The following is a 16,450-nucleotide window of genomic DNA, read 5'->3' as shown; positions in this document are numbered from 1 at the left end:
CCCGCTGCACCCTCACGGCCTCATGAACTCACCTGCTTCCGCACTGTCCGCCGAAGATGCGGGCCGCTTGCTGCAACAAGGGCTGGCGCTGCACCGTGAGGGGCGTTTTGCGGAAGCGCTGCAGGTCTACGCCACGCTGCTCGCCCACGTCCCCGGGCATGCGGACGCGCTGCACCTCACCGGCGAGGCGCTCTACAGGCAAGGCAGGCCGAAGCTGGCGCTGAACTACGTGAACGGCGCCATCGCCAGGTCGCCGCACCACTTCTACTTCAACACCCGTGCGACGATCTTCATGCAGCTGGGCCTGCCCGCCGAGGCGCAGCAGGACCTTCGCCGCGCGATCAAGGCTCAGCCGGGCTACGCCGAAGCCCATGTGAACCTGTCGGCGGTCTACCGCCAGCAGAAGAAATTCCGCCAGGCCAGCGAGGCAGCGGCCGAAGCCACGCGGCTCGCGCCGCAGGTGCCCGCCGCATGGAACAACGCCGGCGCGATCGACATGGAGCAGGACCGCTTCGACGAAGCGATTGCGCAGTTCCAGCGTGCGCTCGCGCTCGACCCGAACTACGCCGCGGCCCACAAGAACATCGGCAAGATTCGAGCGCACCAGAAGGACTGGCCTGCAGCCGTCGACGCCATGGCGCGTGCCGCCGCTGACCCGCGCGACCTGGAGGCCTCGTTCCTTCTGTCGAAGGCCCTGCAGGGCAGCGGGCGCGTCGAGGAAGCCATCGCTCCGATGCAGCACGCCATGCGCAACTGGCCGGCCGAGGAACGCCACAAGGCACTGGCCGACCCCGACGGCGTGGCGGCGCTCTACGGCATCTGCGGTGCGCTCGAGGGCGTCTCAATGCGCTTCGCGGAATCGGCGGAGCTCTATCGGCTCGCACTCGAAAGCCTGCCCGAGCACGAGCTGCTGCTCAACAACCTGGGCACGGCGAACTTCCGCCTGGGCCAGTACGGCAGCGCCATCGAAGCGCTGAAGAAGGCACTGCAGGCGCATCCCCGCCAGGTGCTTGCACGCTGCAACCTCGGCGTGACCTATGTGATGTCGGGCCGCTCCGAAGCCGCCATCGCCGAGTTCGAGCAATGCCTGCGCGACGACCCGCAGTTCATGCCGGCCATGGTCTGGCTGCTGGGCGAGAAGGCGCACATCGCCGACTGGCAAGGCGTGCCTGCGCTGCGCGCCAGCATCGCGTCGCTGCTCGACAGGCCGGACAACGACCAGACGGTGTCGTCTTTCATCCTGATGTCGCACTACGACGACGCACGCCGATTGATGGAATGGACCCGGCGAGGCGCCGCGCTGGCCGATGCGGGCACGGGCATCCAGCCCTTTGCGGACCGCAGCGCCCGACGCAACTCGCCACGCATCCGCGTCGGCTATTACTCCTTCGACTTCCGCAACCACCCGGTGGCCCACCTGACGGCGGAACTCTTCAGCCGTCACGACCGCAAGGACTTCGAGGTGTTCGTCTATTCCTACGGACCCGACGACGGCCACCCGGCGCGCGCACGCATCGCCGCGGCGGCCGAACACTTCGTCGACATGCATGGGCAGTCGATCCGGCAGATGGCGCAGCGCATCCGCGAGGACGAACTCGACATCCTGGTCGACCTGTCGGGCGACACGCGCGGCGCCAAGCCGCAGGTGATGGCCTATCACGCAGCGCCCGCGCAGCTCATGTGGCTGGGCTACATGGGCACCAGCGGCACGCCGAACTACGACTATCTGGTGTCCGACAACTTCCTGTCGCCCCCGGGCACCGAAGGGGCCTACACCGAGAAGCTGCTGCGCATGCCCGAGACCTTCCAGGTGATCGACACGCAGCGCCCGGTCAATCCGCACAAGGCGACGCGTGCCGCGCACGGCCTGCCCGAAGACGCCTTCGTGCTGTGCAACTTCTCCCAGTCGTTCAAGATCCAGCCCGAGACCTTCGATGCGTGGGTGCGCATCGTGCGCGAGATTCCGAACGCGGTGCTGTGGCTGGCGCAAGGACCCGAGGGCTTCGAGCGCAACCTGCGCAACCAGTGGGAAGCGGCTGGGCTGGGCTCCGAACGGCTGATCGTGTCGCCGCGCATGCCGGTCGACCAGCACCTGGCACGCATCGGCCTGGCCGACCTGTTCATCGACACCTTTCCGTACAGCAGCGGCGCAACAGCGAACGACGTGCTGTGGTCGGGCGTGCCGCTGCTGGCGCTCACGGGCACGACGATGGTGTCGCGCATGGCGGGCAGCCTGATGGGCGCCATCGGCCTGCCGGAACTGGTGGCCGCGAACCATGACGAGTACGTGCAGAAGGCCGTGCACTGCGCCACGCACCCTCAGGAGCTGGCCGCACTGCGCGCGCGCCTCGCGGCGGCGAGGGACGCGCGCCGCGGCTACTTCGACACGCCGCGCTTCGTGCGGCACCTGGAAGACGGCTTCAGGCAGATCGCCGCGCGCAGCCGCCAGGGATTGCCCGCGGCACACGTCGACGTCGCCGCGCGCCCACAGGACAAGTGAGCAATCTTGGGCATACTCGGCTCTCCTTCAACAGCAGAGCTCCAGCAGCCTTTTGAATCATGAGCATCCTCAGTGAATTCAAGGAATTTGCCGTCAAGGGCAACGTGATCGACCTCGCGGTCGGCGTGATCATCGGCGCCGCGTTCGGCAAGATCGTCGACTCCCTGGTGGGCGACATCATCATGCCGGTGGTCGGGCTGGTGTTCGGCAGGCTCGACTTCTCGAACCTCTACGTGGTGCTGGGCACCGTGCCGCCGGGCGTGGCGAACACGCTCGCAGACCTCAAGAAGGCAGGCGTGCCGGTGCTGGCGTACGGCAACTTCATCACCATCGCGGTCAACTTCGTGATCCTGGCCTTCATCATCTTCATGATGGTCAAGCAGATCAACCGCCTGAAGCGCCGCGACGAGCCCGCGCCGGCCGCGGCGCCCGCCACGCCCGAAGACGTGGTGCTGCTGCGCGAGATCCGCGACAGCCTCAGGCAACGTCCCTGAAAGAACGCGCCGGGCTTCGGTTGCTCAGGCGCCGCTGAGCGTCCGGGCCATGCGCAGCGCCTCGACGAGGCTCGAGGCGTCGGCCACCCCTGTGCCCGCGATGTCGAACGCGGTGCCGTGATCGGGGCTGGTGCGAACCAGCGGCAGCCCCAGCGTCACGTTGACGCCCTTCTCCACACCCAGGTACTTGACCGGGATCAGACCCTGGTCGTGGTACATCGCCACCACCACGTCAAACTCGCCGCTGGACGGCACGCCGTTGCGGGCGCGCGCGCGCATGAAGACGGTGTCGGGCGCATAGGGGCCGCTGGCATCGATGCCTTCGGCGTGCGCCGCCTCGATGGCCGGCGCGATGAACTGCTGCTCCTCCGAACCGAACAGCCCGCCCTCGCCCGCGTGCGGGTTCAGCCCGGCCACGCCCACGCGCGGCACGCGGCCGAGCGCCTGGGTCAGCGCGCGATGGGTGATGCGCAGCGTCTCGAGCACGCCCTCGAAGCGCACCGCCTCGATGGCATGGCGCAGCGACATGTGGATGCTGACGAGCACGGTGCGCAGCTCGTCGTTGGCCAGCATCATGCGCACCGGCACGTCGGCCACGGTGCGCCCCAGATGGGCCGCGGCCTCGGCCTGCAGCAGCTCGGTGTGGCCAGGGTACGGGAAGCCCGCGGCCGACAACGCCTCCTTGTGCAGCGGCGCCGTGACGATGGCGGAGATCTCGCCGCGCAACGCGGCGCGCGCTGCCCACACCACGCATTCGCCCGCCACACGCCCGGCCTCCGCGCTGACCTGGCCGATCTCGATGTGCGAAGGCGGCGCGATCACCTGCAGCACGGGGATGCAGCCCGGCGGCGCGGTCGCGGCCTCGGCGACCGACTCGATCTCCAGCACGGGCCAGCCCGGTCTTCCCGGTGCGGCCAATGCCTGCGAAGCCCTGCGCAGGGTGCCCACGTCACCCGCGACGAACGCGCCGTGCGTGGCGTCGGGCGCATCGCGGAACGCCTTCGCGATGATCTCCGGGCCGATGCCCGCGGGATCGCCCAGCGTGATGCCGATCGGTGCGTTGCTCATGCCGGGTTATCGATGTCGATGAACTGGTGCTCGAGGCCGAGCTGCGCCGCCACGTGGCCCGCCACTGCGGGCGCCCCGTAGCGTTCGGTGGCGTGGTGCCCGCAGGCGAGGAAGGCCACGCCCATCTCCCGGGCGTAATGCGCCTGCGGCTCGGAGATCTCGCCGGTGATGAAGGCGTCGGCACCGGCTGCGATGGCGGCCTCGAAGTAGCCCTGCGCGCCGCCCGTGCACCACGCTATGTTCTTGATAGCGCGATGCGCCGTATCGACAAGAGTGACAGGCCTTTTCAGCACGTTTTCGGCGTGCATGGCGAGCGCCTTGGCGTCGGTGAATGCTTCGCCGCTTCCGGCCGTGCCGAGAAAACCCAGCTCCTGCTCGCCGAAGCGCCCGGTCGAGCCCGGGTGCGCCACGAGCCCCAGCTGCAGGCCGAGCTGGGCGTTGTTGCCGAGCTCGGGATGCGCATCCAGCGGCAGGTGGTAGGCGAACAGGTTGACGTCATGGCCCAGCAGCAGGCCCAGGCGCTGCTTCATCCAGCCGGTGACGCGGCCGTCCTGGCCGCGCCAGAACAGGCCGTGGTGAACGAAGATGGCGTCCGCCCCGGCGTCGATCGCCGCCTCGATCAGCGCGCGGCTCGCGGTGACGCCCGAGACGATCTTGCGGACCGTGGTTCGGCCTTCGACCTGCAGGCCGTTGGGTCCGTAGTCCTTGAAGCGGCCGGGGGCCAGCAGCAGGTCGAATGCGTGCAGCAGTTCGTGGCGGTTGGTGCTCATCGCGACATTGTCGCGCCGTCGTCTTCCGCTCCGGCGGCCGCGCTGGAGCGCATCGCATGGCCGCGTGCCGCGAGCGGCAGGAACGCGAGCAGGAAGCCCAGCACGGCCAGCACGGCCACGTAGTGCGCCGGCGCCATGGTGTCGCGTTGCAGCCAGAGCGTGAGGATCACCGGCGTCAGGCCGCCGAACACCGCGTACGACATGTTGTAGGCGAACGAAAGGCCGCTGAAGCGCACGGGCGCAGGAAACGCACGTACGCCCGCGATCGGCACCGTGGCGATGGTGCCCACGAACAGGCCCACGAGCGCGTAGTGCGTGTACAAGGTCGACGGCGTGCCGGGCAGCCCGGTGTAGAACAGGTAGGCCGTGACGAACAGGCCACCCCAGCCGATCAGCATCACCGCCCGCGTGCCGATGCGGTCACTGGCCCAGCCGGCGAGCATGCAGCCCAGCGTGAGCGTCAGCGTGGCGAGCGCATTGGCCTCGAGCGCCAGCGCGGCCGGGAGGTGGTGCACCTTCTGCAGATAGGTGGGCGTGTAGAGCACGACCACCACGATGGCGGCCGACAGCACCCAGGTCAGCAATGCGACGTACACGCAGGCCAGCCGGTGCTCGCGCAGCACGGTGCGCAGCGGCAGTTCGCGCGCCACGCTGCGGCGGCCCGCCAGTTCCTTGAACACCGGCGTCTCGTGCAGGAAGCGGCGCAGGTACACCGACACCAGGCCGAAGACGCCACCCAGCACGAACGGAATGCGCCATGCGAAGTCGCTCACCTGCTCCGGCGCGTAGTGGCGGTTGATGCCCACCGCGACCAGCGAGCCCAGCAGGATGCCGCCGGTGATGCCCGAGGTCAGCATGCCGATGCCGAAGCCATAGCGCCGCGCGGGCACGTGTTCGCCCACGAACACCCACGCGCCGGGCATCTCGCCGCCGATGGCAGCGCCCTGCAACACGCGCATCGCCAGCAGCAGCAGCGGCGCCGCGACGCCGATGCTGGCGTACGTCGGCAGCAGGCCGATGACGAGCGTGGGCGCGGCCATCAGGAAGATCGACAGCGTGAACATGCGCTTGCGCCCGAAGACGTCGCCGAAATGCGCGATCACGATGCCGCCCACCGGCCGCGCCAGGTAGCCGGCCGCGAAGATGCCGAAGGTCTGGAGCTGCCGCAGCCAGTCGGGCATGTCGGCCGGAAAGAACAGCGCCCCGACCACGGTGGCGAAGAAGACGTAGATGACGAAGTCGTAGAACTCGAGCGTGCCGCCGAGGGCGGACAGGGCGAGGGTTTTGTAGTCGCTCACGTCGAGCGTGCGGGTGGGCGTGCCGGAGGCGGCCGGCTGCGCGCCTCCTCGAAAGGTGGCTTCTGGGGTCATGGCTGGCAGGAAGTCGAAACTGCGCGCCAGCCCGCAGGACCGGGTGACAAGACGGAAAGATGGCGCGCCGACGGTGCCTGGCCGCTTCCGCCGGATGGGCGGCACGGGAGGCCTGAAAGATACGGCCCGGGTGGGACCGCTTTGCGATGCTAGGGGTTTACCCGCATTCACGCCGGCGCCGGCCGCCAAACTCGACCGGGCGGCGCGGTTTCTGGCTCTCGCGGTTGAGGGACAATTGACAACATTGCTGCGCCTCCCGGCAGCGTTCCCACGTCTTTTTCTCCGATTTTTCATGAAACGCACCTGGCTGCTCTTTGCCCAAGCCGTGACTGTCCTGCTCGCGGCCTACTTTGTCGTCGCGACGCTCAAGCCCGAATGGCTCAACCGGCGCGCGACCTCGCTGGGCGGCGTGGTGTCGATCGTCGAAGCGCCGGCCGGCGTGCCTGCCGTCGCGGCGGCGGGCAGCCTGAGCGTGCCGGCAAAGAAGGCGTCGCCGGCGGTCGTGAGCATCAACACCAGCAAGGCGGCGCAGCGCCATCCACGCAGCAACGACCCGTGGTTCCGCTTCTTCTTCGGCGACCAGGACGACCAGCCCCAGGTCGGCCTGGGCAGCGGCGTGATCGTGAGCACCGACGGCTACATCCTGACCAACAACCATGTGGTCGAAGGCGCCGACGAGATCGAGGTGACTCTCAACGACAGCCGCCATGCGCGCGGCAAGGTGATCGGCACCGACCCCGACACCGACCTGGCGGTCCTCAAGATCGAACTCGACAAGCTGCCCGTGATCGTGCTGGGCGACTCCGACGCGCTGGCCGTGGGCGACCAGGTGCTGGCCATCGGCAACCCGTTCGGTGTGGGCCAGACGGTGACCAGCGGCATCGTCTCGGCGCTGGGACGCAACCAGCTGGGCATCAACAACTTCGAGAACTTCATCCAGACCGATGCGGCCATCAATCCCGGCAACTCGGGCGGCGCGCTGATCGACGTCAACGGCAACCTGCAGGGCATCAACACCGCCATCTACTCGCGTTCGGGCGGCAGCATGGGCATCGGCTTCGCCATTCCGGTGTCGATGGCCAAGATCGTGCTGGAAGGCATCGTCAAGGAAGGCCAGGTGCGCCGCGGCTGGATCGGCGTGGAGCCGAACGAACTGTCGCCCGAGCTGGCCGAGACCTTCGGCGTGAAGGCGGATGCGGGCGTCATCATCACCGGCGTGCTGCAGAACGGCCCGGCGGCCAAGGCCGGCATCCGGCCGGGCGACGTGATCACCTCGGTCGGCGAGAAGAAGACCGACAACGTGCAGGCGCTGCTTACAGCGGTGGCCGGCCTCAAGCCCGGCAGCACATCGCGCTTTGCGCTGCAGCGCGGCAGCGACAAGATGGAACTTGACGTGACGCCGGGACTGCGGCCGAAGAGCCCGGTGCGGCAGCTGCCGAATCAGAACGAATAAGGCTCGCTGCGGGCTGCGGGCTGCGGGCTGCAGGCACTTCGTGTGCGCTGCGCCTGTTCCAGCCAAGGGTTGGATGGAGGGTTCGGCAGCGCCAGAGCCCTGTGTCCCCAGTTCGCTTTCCGGCTTTGCGCACTTCCTTCGCGCGCCGGTCTTGCCCCTCTGCCGGGGCACCGCCGGAAATATGGTGGTGCCGCTTCCCGGCGTTTCCGAGCTCGGGCTGCCTCGTGCGAATCTGCCCTAGCTGGAGGCCGAGTCGGCGCTTTCCTCGTCTTCGGGCTTGCGGCCCGAACTGGCGAAGTACTTGGCGCCGATGATGCCCACCTCGTACAGCAGGCACATGGGCACGGCGAGCGCCAGCTGGGACACGACGTCGGGTGGCGTGAGCACGGCGGCGACGACGAAGGCGACGACGATGAAGTAGCCGCGGAAGGAGCGCAGCTTCTCGATGGTCACCATTTCAAAACGCACCAGCAGCATGACGACGATCGGCACCTGGAAAGCCACGCCGAAGGCGATGTAAAGCGACAGGATGGCCTCGACGTACGAGGAGATGTCGGGCGTTGCCTGCACCGCCGCAGGAGCGAAGCGCTGGATGAAGCTGAACATCTTGTCCAGCACGAAGAGCTGCACGAAGGCAATGCCTGCATAGGCCAGCAGGCTGCCGAAGAAGATCAGCGGCAGCGCGAACTTCTTCTCATGGCTGTAGAGGCCGGGCGCGATGAACATCCACGCCTGGTACATGAGCCAGGGCAGCGCCAGCAGCACGGCGGCCATCATCAGCACCTTGAGTGGCACGAAGAACGGCGAGAACACGCCGATGGCGATCAGCTTCGCGTCGTGCGGCATGTGGGCCTTGATCGGCATGGCGATCAGGTCGATCAGGCCACCGGGGCCGGGCCAGATCGCCAGCAGCACGCCCGCGATCACCAGACCGTAAACGCAATAGAGCAGGCGGTCGCGAAGCTCCACCAGGTGAGCCACGAACGGCTGTTCGGTGCCCGCCAGCTCGTCTTCTTTGTCGTTGTTCTTGTTGTCGGAATCGGCCATTGGAAAAGAAGAAAGCGTGACGTCGGCCGGCGTGCGGCGCTCGGGGAACGCGGTGGTGGTGGGTGCGCTAGTTGATCTTGTTGATCGTGTGGGGGCGGAACCGCGCAACGCGCGCTGCGCCCGACAGCGCCTTGGTGCGCACGCCGTTGCGCGCCTTGTACCACTGCGGCGTGGCGCCCTGCTTCAGGCGCCAGTTCTTGCGCGGATGCTTGTATTCGGGCGGTGGTGGCGGCTCGGGCTCGGCGAGCGCCGAGAGCGTTTCGCCGGAACCGGAGAACTGCTTCTCGAACTCGCTCGCGCCGGTGTGGATGCTGTGCTCGACATCGCGGGCCGCATCCTCCACCGTGGTCTTCATCTTGCGGAGCTCGTCGAGCTCCATCGATCGGTTGACTTCGGCCTTGACGTCGTTCACGTACCGCTGCGCCTTGCCCAGCAGGGTGCCGACGGTGCGGGCCACGCGCGGCAGCTTTTCCGGGCCGATGACGATCAGCGCCACGACGCCGATCAGCGCCAGCTTCTCAATGCCGAGGTCGAGCACGTGCGGTCTGTGCTCAGGACTTCTGGCGCGCTTCGACGTCGATCGTCGACTTGTCGCTGTTGGCCGGCTGGCCAGTCACCTGTTGCGTGGCACCGGGGGCGGCCGGCGCGTCGGCCGAGCCGTCCTTCATGCCGTCCTTGAAACCCTTGACGGCGCCGCCGAGGTCAGAACCCATGTTGCGCAGCTTTTTGGTGCCGAAGATCATGACCACGACGAGCAGCACGATCAGCCAGTGCCAGATGGAAAAAGAACCCATGGAGAACTCCTAAGAATGTGTCCGATTTTAGTCGGGTGGAATGTGACAGTTTGGCTTAACGCCGCTCAGCCGCGAAGCCAGGGCCGGGGACCGCCCATGACATGGACATGGAGATGATGAACCTCCTGCCCACCCTCGGCGCCCGTGTTGACGACGACCCGGAAGCCGCCCTCCGGGTAGGGCCTGCAGCCCTGCTCGAGCGCCAGCTTGGGCGCCAGCGTCATGATCTTGCCCATCAGGGCCGAGTCGTCGGGCGTGAGTTGCGCCATCGAGGCGATGTGCTTCTTGGGCACCATCATGAAGTGCACCGGCGCCCACGGCGCGATGTCGTGGAAGGCGAACAGGTCGTCGTCTTCGTAGACCTTTCGGGAAGGGATCTTGCCTTCGATGATCTTGCAGAAGACGCAGTTCGGGTCAGATGACATCTTTGGGTTCCATGGGACGGCTGTCGTTCATGCGGATCATGCCTTTCACGATCCGGTACAGGAACCACAGCGAGATGAGGCTCCAGGCGATCCAGCCTGGAACGAAGAGCAGCAGCCAGAGCCAGGAAGTGACGACGTACAGCAGGCCCGCCCAGAGCACCGAGCGGATGCGCCAGCTGAAGTGCGAGGCCTGCCAGGTGCCGGCCGCGTCGTCGCGCTTCACGAAATCGATCACCAGCGCCAGCAGGAGCAGCAGCACGGAGGCCTGCGCCCCCGGCACGACGGCGCCGATGGCCACGATCAGGTGCAGGACGTAGCTGACCCAGCCCCACGTCTTGAGCGAGTCGTCGGGTTCGACGTTCACGATGTCGTTGGCCATGGTCGATGTCCTTTCGGTCGTTGGAAGATCAGTCAGCCTTCGCCGGCTTCGCGCGCCTGCACCTTACGCAGCGCCTTTTCCTCGATGCCGCTGGTGCCTTCGCGGCGCTCGAGCTCCGCGGTGACGTCGGCGGGCGAAAAGCCGTAGTGCGCCAGCGCCACCATGGTGTGGAACCACAGGTCGGCCACTTCGTTCACTATTTTCGAGCGGTCGCCGCCGTGGTCGGCGTCCTTGGCGGCCATGACGACCTCGGTGGCTTCCTCGCCGATCTTCTTCAGGAAAGCGTCGGGGCCCTTGTGCAGCAGGCGTGCGACGTAGCTCTTGTCCGGGTCGCCGCCGCGCGCGGGCAGGCGGCTTTCGATGACGGCCGCCAGCCGGGCGAGGGAATCGGAGGTGCTGGCGCTGTCGTTGTTCACTGTGGCCGTCATTTGTAGATGGATTCCGGGTCTTTCAAGACGGGTTCGACCACCGTCCACTGGCCTTTTTCGTACTTGCTGAAGAAGCAGCTGTGGCGGCCGGTGTGGCAGGCAATGCCGGGCTCGTGACCGAGCTGGGTGACCTTGAGCAGCACCACGTCGTTGTCGCAATCGAGGCGGATCTCGTGCACGGTCTGCACATGGCCCGATTCCTCGCCCTTGAACCACAGCTTGCCGCGCGAGCGGCTGAAATACACCGCACGGCCCAGCTCGGCGGTCTTCTCGAGCGCCTCGCGGTTCATCCAGGCGAACATCAGCACGTCGTTGCTGCCTTGTTCCTGCGCGATGACCGGCACCAGGCCGTTCGCGTCCCACTTCACTTCATCGAGCCAATTCATCGGGCTATTGTCGAGGATGGAAAAAGACCCTTGAGAAGCGTTCGGGACAGCGATCCGAACGGCTCAACCGTCGATGCGCACAGGAATGCCCCGCGCGGCCATGCGGGCCTTGGCCTCGCCCACGGTGTGCTCGCCGTAGTGGAAGATGCTGGCCGCCAGCACCGCGTCGGCACCGCCGGTCTGGATGCCGTCCGCCAGGTCGTCCAGGCTGCCGACGCCACCCGAGGCGATCACCGGCACGTTGACGGCGTTGCTCACGGCGCGGGTCAGCTCCAGGTCGAAGCCGCTCTTGGTGCCGTCGCGGTCCATGCTGGTCAGCAGGATCTCGCCAGCGCCGCGGCGCGCCATCTCGGTTGCCCATTCGACGGCATCCAGGCCGGTGTTCTTTCGCCCGCCGTGGCTGTACACGTCCCAACCGGCGCCGCGCGTGGCGGCCTCTTCGGGACTGCGGCGCTTGGCGTCGATGGCGACCACGATGCACTGCGAGCCGTATTTCTGCGAGGCGTCGCTGATCACCTGCGGGTCGGCGATGGCGGCCGAATTGAAGCTGGTCTTGTCGGCGCCCGCATTGAGCAGCCGGCGCACGTCGGCCACGGTGCGCACGCCGCCGCCCACGGTCAGCGGAATGAACACCTGCGAAGCCACGGCCTCGATGATCGGCAGGATCAGGTCGCGGCCGTCGCTGGTGGCGGTGATGTCGAGGAAGGTCAGTTCGTCGGCGCCCTGCGCGTTGTAGCGAGCGGCGATCTCGACCGGGTCGCCGGCGTCGCGCAGTTCGACGAAGTTGACACCCTTGACCACGCGGCCGCCGGTGACGTCGAGGCAGGGAATGATTCGTTTGGCAAGCATGGGGAAAGCGGAGAGTGAGCGGGGGAAATCAGAGGACGCGGAGCTGTTGCCAGCCCTGCCATTGGGCGCCGGGCTCGAGCAGCACGGGCTCGTCGATGCGGGCGGCTTCGACGCACAGCATGTGCCTGAAGCCATCCGCGGGCATGTCGGCGAGTTTCGCACCGAGCAGCGCACCCGGGTTCCAGACCACGGTTTCGCTGCAGCTCGCGCTTTGCGAGATCTCGAGCCTGCCGTCGGGCTGTACCAGCTGCAGCGGCCGGGCGGGCGATGCGTAAACGCTGTCGAACTCTGCATCGAAATGCAACGCAGCCGAGGTTTCCACATGGCGGTCGTCGCGCAGCGAATCCCAGCGGTTGGCCCCCTGCAGGCCTTCGAGCCGCACGTCGGCGATGTCGTCGACGCGCAGGTAGGTGTGGAGTGCAGCGGCGAAAGTCCAGGGCGCGTGGTCGATGTTGACCAGCGTGAGTGCAATGCGCAGCTGGCCGCGCGACAGGGTCGCTTCGAGCCGTGCCTCGAAAGCGTGCGGCCACAGCACGCGGGTGGCGTCGCCATCGCGCAGCGACAGCCGCAGCGTCTCGGGTGCCTCGGAGGGCTCGTGCTTCCAAGGCAGATTGCGCATGAATCCATGCTTGGGCAACATGCCGCGCTGGTTGAACTGGGGGCAGCAGACGGGCACGCCGCCGCGGATGGCGGTCTTGCCGTCGAACACCGCCGAAGGGCTCAGGTAGAGCCTTTCCACCCCGTCGGCTGCGGTCCACGACAGCACCTGCGCACCGTGCAGGGCCACCGTGAGGGTGCTTCCGTCGGCGCCGACGGCACGCAATGCGGGCTGTCCGCGAAACTCGATCGAGCTGATTTCCATGCCGGGAATTGTAGGCAGCGCCCGTGCGCTGGCACGGAATCGGCATCGGGGGCCCATTGCGCCCCCGGGGCCTTCTTGGATACCCTGTGACCGCTTGCAGCGGGGCGCACGTGCAAGTCGGTCCCGTGCACTCGAAAAACCACTCTCACACGACACAAGGGGATACGCATGAAGAAGAAGCTGCCGATGGCCGCCTGGATCCTGATCGCCATGGTGCTGGGCATCATCGTGGGCTACATGATCTTCACGAGCTTTCCCGACAAGAAGGCCGCCAAGGAGATCGCGGACTACGTCTCCATCGTTTCCGACGTGTTCCTGCGCCTCATCAAGATGCTGATCGGCCCGCTCGTGTTCTCCACGCTGGTGGTGGGCATCGCGCACATGGGCGACGCCAAGTCGGTGGGCCGGGTGTTCGGCAAGGCGATCGGCTGGTTCCTGACCGCCTCGCTGATCTCGCTGGTCATCGGCCTGATCATGGCCAACCTGCTCAAGCCCGGCGAGAACCTGGGCCTGCCGCTGCCCGACATCGGCGCATCGGCCAACCTCGCCACCTCCAAGTTCACGCTCAAGGACTTCGTGAGCCACACGGTGCCCAAGTCGTTCGTGGAGGCCATGGCCAACAACGAAATCCTGCAGATCGTGGTGTTCTCGATGTTCTTCGGCGTAGCGCTGGCTTCGCTGGGCGACAAGGCGAAGACGCTGGTGGCGGCCATCGAGGAGCTCTCGCACGCCATGCTCAAGATCACCGGCTACGTCATGAAGCTGGCGCCGCTCGCGGTGCTGGCGGCCATGGCAGCCACGGTGGCCGTGAACGGGCTGGGCATTCTGCTGAAGTTCGCGGTGTTCATGGGCGACTTCTACCTGGGCCTGTTCGTGCTGTGGAGCGTGCTGGTGCTGGCGGGCTTCCTGTTCCTGGGCCCGCGCGTGTTCAAGCTGCTGGTGCTCATCAAGGAGGCCTTCCTGCTGTCCTTTGCCACGGCCAGCTCGGAGGCCGCATACCCGAAGATCCTGCAGGCGCTCGACCGCTTCGGCGTGAAGCGCAAGATCTCCAGCTTCGTGATGCCCATGGGTTACTCGTTCAACCTCGACGGCTCGATGATGTATTGCACCTTCGCCGTGCTCTTCATCGCGCAGGCCTACAACATCCACATGCCGATCAGCACGCAGGTCACGATGCTGCTGATCCTGATGCTCACCTCCAAGGGCATGGCCGGCGTGCCGCGCGCCTCGCTGGTGGTCATTGCCGCCACGCTGAACCATTTCGACATTCCCGAGGCCGGCCTGCTGCTGATCCTGGGCGTGGACACCTTCCTCGACATGGGCCGCTCGGCCACCAACGCGGTCGGCAACTCCATCGCCACCGCGGTGGTCGCGAAGTGGGAAGGCGAACTGCTCTCAGAGAGCGATGCGGAGGTCAACGCACGGGCGCTCGACGAGGAAGCCGACGCCACCCTCGCCCACCCGGCGCACGCGTGAGCGGCAACGCCATGAAACGCATCGGCATGCTGCGACTCGCCCTTGCGGCCGGGCTGACCGCCCTGGCGCTGGCGGTTCCGGCACACGCGCAGGAGCTCACCGGCACGCTGGCCAAGGCGCGCGAGACGGGCGCCATCACCATCGGCTACCGCGAGTCGTCGGTGCCGTTCTCGTTCCTCAATGCGCGCAAGGAGCCCATCGGTTATTCGATCGAGCTCTGCCGCGCGCTGGTGACGTCCATCGAGGACGCAGTGAACAGGAGCCTCACGATCAAGTGGGTGCCCGTGACGTCCGATTCGCGCATCGACGCGGTCGCCAGCGGCAAGGTCGACCTGGAATGCGGCTCCACCACCAGCAACCTGGAACGCCAGAAGCGCGTGGCCTTCTCGCCGACGATGTTCGTCTCGGGCACGAAGGTGCTGGTGAAGAAGGGCTCGCCGATCAAGTCGTTCCGCGACCTGGCCGGCAAAAAGGTGGCGGTCACGGCCGGCACCACGAACGAGAAGACGCTGCGCGAGCTGTCGGACAAATTCAAGCTCGGCATCAACCTGCTGGTGACGCCCGACCACGCGGAGTCGTTCGGGCTGGTGAAGAGCGGCCAGGCCGACGCCTTCGCCACCGACGACGTGCTGCTCTACGGCCTGATCGCGCAGGACGCCGCCAAGGCCAACTACGAGGTGGTCGGCGACTTCCTCTCCTACGACCCCTACGGGATCATGTACCGCAAGGGGGACGCCCAGCTCAACAAGGTGGTGGTCGACACGTTCCAGGTGCTGGCGGAAGACGGCGAGATCGAGCGCCAGTACAAGCGCTGGTTCCTGCGCAAGCTGCCCACCGGCGAAAGCATCAACCTGCCGATGAGCGCGCAGCTGGAGACGATCATCCAGACGATGTCGGTGAAGGCCGAGTAAGCCGGGTCCCGGCCGGCGCCGCCGTGCGAAGCGGACCGCGGCGCCGGCAAGTTCAGCGCGCCGGCCACTCCCAGCGCGGTATCTCGCTCATGTCGAGATTGGCGATGCGCGTCTCGCCGAACTGCTTCTCGAGCACCACCGGCTGCAGGCCGCCGCTGTCTTCCAGCGCTGCGATCAGCCTTGCGGCGTGCGACACCACGATCACCTGCGATTCCTTCGCCCCCTGCGCTATCAGGCGCCCGAGCGCGGGCAGCAGGTCGGGATGCAGGCTGGTCTCGGGTTCGTTGAGCACCAGCAGCGCGGGCGGCCGCGGCGTCAGCAGCGCCGCGATCCACAACAGGTACCGCAGGGTGCCGTCGGACAGTTCGGCTGCCGTCAGCGGCCGCAGCAGGCCGTGCTGGTGCATCAGCGTCTCGAAGCGGTCGCCGCCGGCCTGCACCTCGACACGCGCGCCCGGAAAGGCGTCGTCCACGGCCCGGTCGAGCGCCGCGCTGTCGCCGATTTCGCGGATGGTCTGCAGCGCCGCGGCCAGGTCGGCACCGTCGTTGGCCAGCACCGGCGTGTAGGTGCCCAGTTGCGGCTGCCGCGCGGGCGCGTCGGCGTCCGAGCGGAAATGGTCGTAGAAGCGCCAGGAGCGCATCTGCTCGCGCAGCGTGAGCATCTCCGGCGCGTCGCGCGGATCGGCATGCTCGGTCATCATGCTGGCGAACGCCGGGATCGGCCGCCCGACGGCCTGCCAGCCCTTGCCGTCGCGCAGGCGCAGTGCGCCGCCCTTGCGGTCGACCAGCTGCGTCGAAGGGCGCAGCAGCGGGCCGCTCCAGATGGCCTCGTGCTTGATCTGCGGGTCGCGCGAGAACGCCGTGGAGGGAATCGGCGGCGGCAGACCGATGTCGATGGCGTAGCCGAAATCCTCGGCCGACACGCCCGCAAAGCCGAGTTTCAGCGCCACCGGCCCGCTGCGCACGGTGCCCTGCACCGGCACCTCTGCGCGCAGCATGGCCGCCGAGAAGCGCTCGGGCCCGGCCCACAGGGTCGATGAAAGCCCGCCTTCGCGCACCAGCGAGCGGACCACCCCGCCGTTGGCGATGTCGGCCAGCAGGCGCATTGCCCGGTACACGCTCGACTTGCCGCTGCCGTTGGCGCCGGTCACGAGCGTGAGCCGGCCCAGTGGCACCGTCAGCTGGCGCAGCGAGCGGTAGTTGGCGATGGCGAGCGCGGAAAGCACGCGCTGCGCAAAG

18 protein-coding genes are annotated in these 16,450 nt (G+C 67.4%); 5 read left to right on the top strand and 13 right to left on the bottom strand.

What is annotated here, in order from left to right:
* Positions 1-22: 22 nt before the first annotated feature.
* Together AACL56_RS08765 and mscL are read left to right on the top strand one after the other, a co-directional pair.
* A complete protein-coding gene (locus AACL56_RS08765; RefSeq protein ID WP_339089446.1) occupies positions 23-2,500 on the top strand; it encodes a tetratricopeptide repeat protein in 2,478 nt (825 codons plus the stop codon).
* 59 nt (positions 2,501-2,559) lie between these two features.
* Positions 2,560-2,994, top strand: a complete 435-nt coding sequence (mscL, locus tag AACL56_RS08760; protein ID WP_339089444.1) for a large conductance mechanosensitive channel protein MscL — start codon at positions 2,560-2,562, stop codon at positions 2,992-2,994.
* Between the two features lie 24 nt (positions 2,995-3,018).
* Here the strand turns inward: mscL and pdxA are convergent, their stop codons facing one another.
* Genes pdxA through AACL56_RS08745 form a run of 3 tightly spaced genes read right to left on the bottom strand, consistent with a single transcriptional unit; the run spans position 3,019 to position 6,202 of the window.
* Positions 3,019-4,062 carry a 4-hydroxythreonine-4-phosphate dehydrogenase PdxA gene (pdxA, locus tag AACL56_RS08755; RefSeq protein WP_339089442.1) on the bottom strand — a complete coding sequence of 348 codons (1,044 nt, stop codon included), beginning with the start codon at positions 4,060-4,062 and terminating at the stop codon, positions 3,019-3,021.
* Positions 4,059-4,832, bottom strand: coding sequence for a Nif3-like dinuclear metal center hexameric protein (locus AACL56_RS08750; RefSeq protein WP_339089440.1), 774 nt, complete (start codon positions 4,830-4,832; stop codon positions 4,059-4,061). The genes pdxA and AACL56_RS08750 overlap by 4 nt, the downstream gene beginning before the upstream one ends.
* The gene (locus tag AACL56_RS08745; protein ID WP_339089439.1) at positions 4,829-6,202 is read right to left on the bottom strand and encodes an MFS transporter; all 1,374 of its coding nucleotides are present in this window, start codon (positions 6,200-6,202) and stop codon (positions 4,829-4,831) included. The genes AACL56_RS08750 and AACL56_RS08745 overlap by 4 nt, the downstream gene beginning before the upstream one ends.
* A 292-nt stretch (positions 6,203-6,494) precedes the next feature.
* Between AACL56_RS08745 and AACL56_RS08740 the strand changes: the two genes are divergently transcribed.
* Positions 6,495-7,655 carry a trypsin-like peptidase domain-containing protein gene (locus AACL56_RS08740; RefSeq protein ID WP_339089437.1) on the top strand — a complete coding sequence of 387 codons (1,161 nt, stop codon included), beginning with the start codon at positions 6,495-6,497 and terminating at the stop codon, positions 7,653-7,655.
* A gap of 237 nt (positions 7,656-7,892) precedes the next feature.
* On the opposite strand, the gene tatC is transcribed toward AACL56_RS08740, so the two are convergent.
* From tatC to AACL56_RS08695, 9 genes are all read right to left on the bottom strand, one after another.
* Positions 7,893-8,702 (bottom strand): twin-arginine translocase subunit TatC, encoded by an 810-nt coding sequence (tatC, locus tag AACL56_RS08735; RefSeq protein ID WP_339089435.1) that lies wholly within the window; start codon positions 8,700-8,702, stop codon positions 7,893-7,895.
* A gap of 67 nt (positions 8,703-8,769) precedes the next feature.
* A complete protein-coding gene (gene tatB / locus AACL56_RS08730) occupies positions 8,770-9,240 on the bottom strand; it encodes a Sec-independent protein translocase protein TatB (RefSeq protein WP_237678967.1) in 471 nt (156 codons plus the stop codon).
* A gap of 13 nt (positions 9,241-9,253) precedes the next feature.
* Entirely contained in the window at positions 9,254-9,496 is a 243-nt protein-coding gene (tatA, locus tag AACL56_RS08725) for a Sec-independent protein translocase subunit TatA (protein ID WP_339089433.1), read from the bottom strand.
* Positions 9,497-9,561: 65 nt separating this feature from the next.
* The gene (locus AACL56_RS08720) at positions 9,562-9,921 is read right to left on the bottom strand and encodes a histidine triad nucleotide-binding protein (RefSeq protein WP_339089432.1); all 360 of its coding nucleotides are present in this window, start codon (positions 9,919-9,921) and stop codon (positions 9,562-9,564) included.
* Positions 9,911-10,300: a DUF4870 family protein gene (locus tag AACL56_RS08715; RefSeq protein ID WP_339089430.1), complete on the bottom strand. Its 390-nt coding sequence runs from the start codon at positions 10,298-10,300 to the stop codon at positions 9,911-9,913. Before AACL56_RS08715 ends, AACL56_RS08720 begins: the two co-directional genes overlap by 11 nt.
* A gap of 32 nt (positions 10,301-10,332) precedes the next feature.
* On the bottom strand, positions 10,333-10,728 hold the full coding sequence (locus AACL56_RS08710) for a phosphoribosyl-ATP diphosphatase (RefSeq protein ID WP_339089429.1): 396 nt from the start codon (positions 10,726-10,728) through the stop codon (positions 10,333-10,335).
* Positions 10,725-11,114, bottom strand: coding sequence for a phosphoribosyl-AMP cyclohydrolase (hisI, locus tag AACL56_RS08705; RefSeq protein WP_339089428.1), 390 nt, complete (start codon positions 11,112-11,114; stop codon positions 10,725-10,727). The genes AACL56_RS08710 and hisI overlap by 4 nt, the downstream gene beginning before the upstream one ends.
* Positions 11,115-11,177: 63 nt before the next feature.
* Positions 11,178-11,963, bottom strand: coding sequence for an imidazole glycerol phosphate synthase subunit HisF (gene hisF / locus AACL56_RS08700; RefSeq protein ID WP_339089426.1), 786 nt, complete (start codon positions 11,961-11,963; stop codon positions 11,178-11,180).
* 28 nt (positions 11,964-11,991) lie between these two features.
* Entirely contained in the window at positions 11,992-12,825 is an 834-nt protein-coding gene (locus AACL56_RS08695) for a D-hexose-6-phosphate mutarotase (RefSeq protein ID WP_339089424.1), read from the bottom strand.
* A gap of 168 nt (positions 12,826-12,993) precedes the next feature.
* Between AACL56_RS08695 and AACL56_RS08690 the strand changes: the two genes are divergently transcribed.
* Positions 12,994-14,301, top strand: a complete 1,308-nt coding sequence (locus tag AACL56_RS08690) for a dicarboxylate/amino acid:cation symporter (RefSeq protein WP_339089423.1) — start codon at positions 12,994-12,996, stop codon at positions 14,299-14,301.
* Between the two features lie 11 nt (positions 14,302-14,312).
* Positions 14,313-15,212 carry an amino acid ABC transporter substrate-binding protein gene (locus tag AACL56_RS08685; RefSeq protein ID WP_339089422.1) on the top strand — a complete coding sequence of 300 codons (900 nt, stop codon included), beginning with the start codon at positions 14,313-14,315 and terminating at the stop codon, positions 15,210-15,212.
* A gap of 52 nt (positions 15,213-15,264) precedes the next feature.
* Here AACL56_RS08685 and AACL56_RS08680 read toward each other — a convergent pair whose 3' ends face one another.
* Complete coding sequence (locus AACL56_RS08680) at positions 15,265-16,437, bottom strand: AAA family ATPase (RefSeq protein WP_339089421.1); 1,173 nt, start codon at positions 16,435-16,437, stop codon at positions 15,265-15,267.
* Positions 16,438-16,450: the final 13 nt, after the last annotated feature.

The sequence above is a fragment of the Variovorax paradoxus genome (assembly GCF_902712855.1).
GTDB lineage: Bacteria > Pseudomonadota > Gammaproteobacteria > Burkholderiales > Burkholderiaceae_C > Variovorax > Variovorax paradoxus_Q.
This window is presented reverse-complemented; position numbering and strand designations above follow the sequence as displayed.

Bases quoted from the DNA above. Each gene is read 5' to 3' on its own strand.
- AACL56_RS08765 (WP_339089446.1), top strand. From the start codon at position 23: ATGAACTCACCTGCTTCCGCACTGTCCGCCGAAGATGCGGGCCGCTTG.
- mscL (WP_339089444.1), top strand. From the start codon at position 2,560: ATGAGCATCCTCAGTGAATTCAAGGAATTTGCCGTCAAGGGCAACGTG.
- pdxA (WP_339089442.1), bottom strand. From the start codon at position 4,062: ATGAGCAACGCACCGATCGGCATCACGCTGGGCGATCCCGCGGGCATC.
- AACL56_RS08750 (WP_339089440.1), bottom strand. From the start codon at position 4,832: ATGAGCACCAACCGCCACGAACTGCTGCACGCATTCGACCTGCTGCTG.
- AACL56_RS08745 (WP_339089439.1), bottom strand. From the start codon at position 6,202: ATGACCCCAGAAGCCACCTTTCGAGGAGGCGCGCAGCCGGCCGCCTCC.
- AACL56_RS08740 (WP_339089437.1), top strand. From the start codon at position 6,495: ATGAAACGCACCTGGCTGCTCTTTGCCCAAGCCGTGACTGTCCTGCTC.
- tatC (WP_339089435.1), bottom strand. From the start codon at position 8,702: ATGGCCGATTCCGACAACAAGAACAACGACAAAGAAGACGAGCTGGCG.
- tatA (WP_339089433.1), bottom strand. From the start codon at position 9,496: ATGGGTTCTTTTTCCATCTGGCACTGGCTGATCGTGCTGCTCGTCGTG.
- AACL56_RS08720 (WP_339089432.1), bottom strand. From the start codon at position 9,921: ATGTCATCTGACCCGAACTGCGTCTTCTGCAAGATCATCGAAGGCAAG.
- AACL56_RS08715 (WP_339089430.1), bottom strand. From the start codon at position 10,300: ATGGCCAACGACATCGTGAACGTCGAACCCGACGACTCGCTCAAGACG.
- AACL56_RS08710 (WP_339089429.1), bottom strand. From the start codon at position 10,728: ATGACGGCCACAGTGAACAACGACAGCGCCAGCACCTCCGATTCCCTC.
- hisI (WP_339089428.1), bottom strand. From the start codon at position 11,114: ATGAATTGGCTCGATGAAGTGAAGTGGGACGCGAACGGCCTGGTGCCG.
- hisF (WP_339089426.1), bottom strand. From the start codon at position 11,963: ATGCTTGCCAAACGAATCATTCCCTGCCTCGACGTCACCGGCGGCCGC.
- AACL56_RS08695 (WP_339089424.1), bottom strand. From the start codon at position 12,825: ATGGAAATCAGCTCGATCGAGTTTCGCGGACAGCCCGCATTGCGTGCC.
- AACL56_RS08690 (WP_339089423.1), top strand. From the start codon at position 12,994: ATGAAGAAGAAGCTGCCGATGGCCGCCTGGATCCTGATCGCCATGGTG.
- AACL56_RS08685 (WP_339089422.1), top strand. From the start codon at position 14,313: ATGAAACGCATCGGCATGCTGCGACTCGCCCTTGCGGCCGGGCTGACC.